Consider the following 4,148-nt stretch of genomic DNA (forward strand, 5'->3'; position numbering starts at 1 on the left):
TGCCATACAGGCTTTCAAGAATTTAAGCATCCAAACAGCCTATCAGGATGAACCTGAGTTGGAGAGGCTATAGACTTATTGCAGCAGATGGTTCTGGTATGAGATTACCCAGCTCTGGGGAAATTGTATTCGAGTTTGAACCAAATGGAACAACAGGCACCATTGGCAATTTGTTTGTTGATTTGTGTACTTCGCTGATTTGTAGTGCTCGTCTTGCAGCTTGGAATATAGGTGAACAAACGTTGGCGGCAGAGCAATTACCCGAAGTTATCACTCAAATGCGTTTATTAAATCAAGAGAAATTATTATTTATCTATGATCGTCTTCAGTAAAATTCATTCAGCAGCATTATGATTTGGAAGTAGATTTTATTTTTTGCTTGCAAAAAAAAAATTATAGTAAGCTATGGGAACGCTGGCGAATTAGATTTTGATTTTATATTAGAAAATGAAAAGCTAAAAAATAAAATGAAAGGACAGAAAGTAAGAGTTATAGTGCTGACATTAGCCAACTGAGAAACAGAGTTTTTGACCGAGACTTTGGAGCAAAGCTTATGTGTTAAGGTGGCACATAGAGGGGTGCTATAAACGACTCAAAGTAGGAGCAGAGTTAGAGAATTTTTCTGGAGAGGCTGTATTACAAGAATTTTGGGCAAACTTGGTCATGTGCAATATATTATCGCTTCATATGTGTGATGCACAAGGGCCTTGGAACCCAGATCAAATTACTGAGTATCGTTTAAATTTTTCAGTTTTATTTAGTGTAATGAGACAGAAACTCTATCAGGTACTTATTGCGCCAAAAAACTTTCAAGCCCTTTTTAAGTATACGCGCTAAAGTTAAAATCCGACCGGGACAGCCGCAATAAAGTAGATAAGCCTAAACGCCATCATGTCTTTAGGAGAGTTTGCTAATGAAAGTTCTTAAGTTGACGTCATTGACTGTTCCGATTCGTTATATGACATAAGAGCATCATATATTTCATGCAATGTATTTGAGATGTTTTTTTCCATATGTTGATTAATATGCCCATATATTGTCGTCTCTTCCGAACACTCTGTATCTTTATGTATATGATTTTGTTGCTTTAATCCTTCTCTATCTACACTCTCTATTTGCTCTGACACCAGCATAACTACCTCATATTTTACATAACGAAATAAAAAAATTCTAACTGTAGTATGCTTATATAATCTACGAAGTCAATAGTTAAATTGAAAAGTTTCGGTTATAATTTACTTCATATAGAACATGCCCTTGAATTATGCTAAAAATCGCCATAGTAGGCCTACCAAATGCTGGAAAATCGACCCTATTCAACAGATTAGTAGGAAGAAAAGCAGCAGTAGTGAGCAACATTCCAGGAGTGACAAGGGATAGGCGAGAGGGAATGGGGAGAATTAGCAATTTGGAGTTTAAAGTTATAGATACAGGAGGATGGAACGACCAAACTAGTTTTTCACTGCAAGTTATTGAGCAAATAGAGTTTTCTTTATCCAGTTCAAACATAATTTTCTTTCTTGTTGACGCAAAAGTGCAAAATGAGCGAAATAAAGAGTTTGCAAAGTGGCTGAAGAGAAAAATAAATAAACCTGTGATACTGATAGCAAATAAATGCGAGAGTCATAAATCCGAAAATGTTGATTATTTGCAGTTTTTTGATTTTCTTGGCCCGGTGTATATCTCTGCCGAGCATAATCTTGGCATGGTTGATCTTTATGATGCATTAGCTGGTGTTATTGAAAATTTTAACGAGAACACTGAGTTACCTAACAATGAACTGAGTAGGCTGAGGATCGCGATCATCGGCCGTCCGAATGTTGGAAAATCAACTTTTTTAAATGGTTTACTTGCAGAAAACAGACTAATAACAAGTTCAGAGCCAGGTACCACACGTGATTCTGTGGATATTACATATGATCATGATGGAGAGTTAATTGCTCTAATTGACACTGCCGGAATCCGCAGAAAGGCGAATGTTGTAGATGGCTTAGAATCAAGATTTGTTGAGAAAAGCATGGAATCAATCAAGCGCTCTCATGTGGTAGTTTTAATGCTAGACTCCCTAGTTGGTATTGAGCAGCAGGATTTATCAATTGGTGAAGCTGCAATTAAGGGAGGGAAAGGGATTATTGTTGTTTTAAATAAGTGGGATTTAATAGGTAAGGATGACAGAAGCAGGTTAATAAAATTTGTCAAACAACAGGAAGTAACTAGGTTATTCTTGGAAGTGCCAACTATAACAATTTCTGCGTTAAAAGGCATGCGCTGCGGTGATGTGATAGATAAGTGTCTTGAAGTGAGTGAATCCTTGAACAAGAAGATCAGCACTGCAAAACTGAATAAGTGGCTCATAGCTGCTGTAGGAAAACATTCTCACCCTCTTGTAAAAGGAAAAGCAGTTAAAATGAAGTATATCGCTCAAATTGGTACTAAACCTCCAGCTTTTTCTTTGATATGTAACATACCTGAAAGTGTTGATGAAAGTTACAAACGCTATTTAATTAACGATCTCAGAAAAAATTTCTTTGCAGACGGTGTGCCAGTTAGATTGCTTTTGAAAAAAAATAAAAATCCCTATGTAAAATGAATACTCTGCTTTATACTTTCAGGGATAATTTACTTAAAGTTATGTGTAATAATTCCAGAATTTCTGCAATCTTTCTGCTGTCGAGTGCCGCTGCTCTAATTTTTGCATATGTGCTAGAATATTTTTTCAACATGCTGCCATGCAAGTTATGTACATACGAGCGAATAGTTTACTATATCGCCGGATTACTTGCAGTAGCGTGCATGCTTAAAGACAACAAAATTCTAATCTATGCAATGTTTTGCAGCTACCTCATAGGTGCAGTAATATCTTTTTATCATATAGGTCTTGAACTCCACTTATTTCATGATGTTTTAGGTTGTACAGAGCAAGCAAGTGGTAACGTTAGTATAGAAGAGCTCAGAAATAATCTACTAAATCCTAATTACTCTCCATCTTGTGACAGACCTCATTACGTTCTAGGTGTTTCCTTAGCAACATGGAATCTAATTTATCTCATAGTAGCTCTGTTCGTATCAGGTAAGGTGTATTGTGGAGAAAGAAAGAAATCTAAATAATTTAAGGTACAGCAACAATCAGTTCTTGCAACAGGCAATTAGAGTAGATCACGCTGGAGAATATGGAGCTATTTGCATTTATTCTGGTCAAAAATTTATTCTTAAGAAATCTTCTATAATCAATGAAATAATTGAAATGGAAGAGCAGGAAAAAAAGCATTTTCACTATTTTAATGAGAAAATCAAAGAGCAAAAAGTTCGTCCTACTGTTTTGTTGCCTGTTTGGCGTGTTTTAGGAGTGTCGCTTGGCATTGCAACTGCCATTATGGGCAAAAAAGCTGCTATGGCTTGCACTGCTGCAGTTGAAGAAGTTATCGGGGAGCACTACAAAGAGCAAGTTTCACATTTAGAAGATGGGGAATTAAGAGAAACTATAAGTAAATTTCGCGACGAGGAGTTAGAGCACAAAGATATTGCAATTCAGCACAATGCTGAAAGCGCATTTGGCTACAACATTTTATCATCATTCATAAAAACAGGCTGCAAAACTGCTATTTACTTGTCTAAGTTAATTTAACTAAGCAACTTTCTTAAAGTGTTTTAAATGTTCTGATAACAACAGAAACCAGGAAGGAATTCAAGTGTAACAATTATTTTATAACTATATTTACATATCACCATTATTAATAAATAATTAGTATTTGTAAATTAAATACATCTAAAGTATAGACTGCAAAGGAGGCAAAAGTGCGTTTTAATTTAGAAGAGGGAAATGCTCTTATGTAATACCTGCCACAGGTTCACAACTGTACGAACATTCATTTTTGAAGGTAAATTGCACAGCAAATGGTGTCATTCCAGTCTGGAATCCAGAAATTTTGCTTATAACTGAGCTGATAAGCTAAAGGTAATTGTCTTACACTAAAACAAACGTTTTTAATTAAGTTGCATAGAACCAGTGTCTGGGCACTGGGATGACACCCCACTGGTGGTCCAAACTACAACGTTCGTACAGTTGTGGATTCCAGACGGCTTTGTTGCATCACACTTTATGAGATGGTGATTTATGGTAAATTCATGTAACTATCTCAAATTTAGCC

The 4,148-nt window shown here is 36.0% G+C and carries 4 protein-coding genes and 1 pseudogene; 4 read left to right on the forward strand and 1 reads right to left on the reverse strand.

The window, feature by feature from the left end:
* Positions 1-914 (forward strand): annotated as a pseudogene (locus tag ACIPNH_RS04200) (transposase); the annotation flags it as partial.
* Between the two features lie 9 nt (positions 915-923).
* Here the strand turns inward: ACIPNH_RS04200 and ACIPNH_RS04205 are convergent.
* Positions 924-1,133 carry a hypothetical protein gene (locus tag ACIPNH_RS04205; RefSeq protein ID WP_155969249.1) on the reverse strand — a complete coding sequence of 70 codons (210 nt, stop codon included), beginning with the start codon at positions 1,131-1,133 and terminating at the stop codon, positions 924-926.
* Positions 1,134-1,264: 131 nt separating this feature from the next.
* Between ACIPNH_RS04205 and der the strand changes: the two genes are divergently transcribed.
* From der to ACIPNH_RS04220, 3 genes are read left to right on the forward strand one after another with little or no spacing between them, the layout of a single operon-like run.
* Positions 1,265-2,590 carry a ribosome biogenesis GTPase Der gene (gene der / locus ACIPNH_RS04210; RefSeq protein WP_400771889.1) on the forward strand — a complete coding sequence of 442 codons (1,326 nt, stop codon included), beginning with the start codon at positions 1,265-1,267 and terminating at the stop codon, positions 2,588-2,590.
* Entirely contained in the window at positions 2,587-3,108 is a 522-nt protein-coding gene (locus ACIPNH_RS04215; protein WP_400771891.1) for a disulfide bond formation protein B, read from the forward strand. The genes der and ACIPNH_RS04215 overlap by 4 nt, the downstream gene beginning before the upstream one ends.
* On the forward strand, positions 3,083-3,625 hold the full coding sequence (locus ACIPNH_RS04220) for a demethoxyubiquinone hydroxylase family protein (RefSeq protein ID WP_400771893.1): 543 nt from the start codon (positions 3,083-3,085) through the stop codon (positions 3,623-3,625). Before ACIPNH_RS04215 ends, ACIPNH_RS04220 begins: the two co-directional genes overlap by 26 nt.
* Positions 3,626-4,148: the final 523 nt, after the last annotated feature.

This window comes from Wolbachia endosymbiont of Drosophila barbarae (assembly GCF_044752445.1).
Classification (GTDB): domain Bacteria; phylum Pseudomonadota; class Alphaproteobacteria; order Rickettsiales; family Anaplasmataceae; genus Wolbachia; species Wolbachia pipientis.

Bases quoted from the DNA above. Each gene is read 5' to 3' on its own strand.
- ACIPNH_RS04205 (WP_155969249.1), bottom strand. From the start codon at position 1,133: ATGCTGGTGTCAGAGCAAATAGAGAGTGTAGATAGAGAAGGATTAAAG.
- der (WP_400771889.1), top strand. From the start codon at position 1,265: ATGCTAAAAATCGCCATAGTAGGCCTACCAAATGCTGGAAAATCGACC.
- ACIPNH_RS04215 (WP_400771891.1), top strand. From the start codon at position 2,587: ATGAATACTCTGCTTTATACTTTCAGGGATAATTTACTTAAAGTTATG.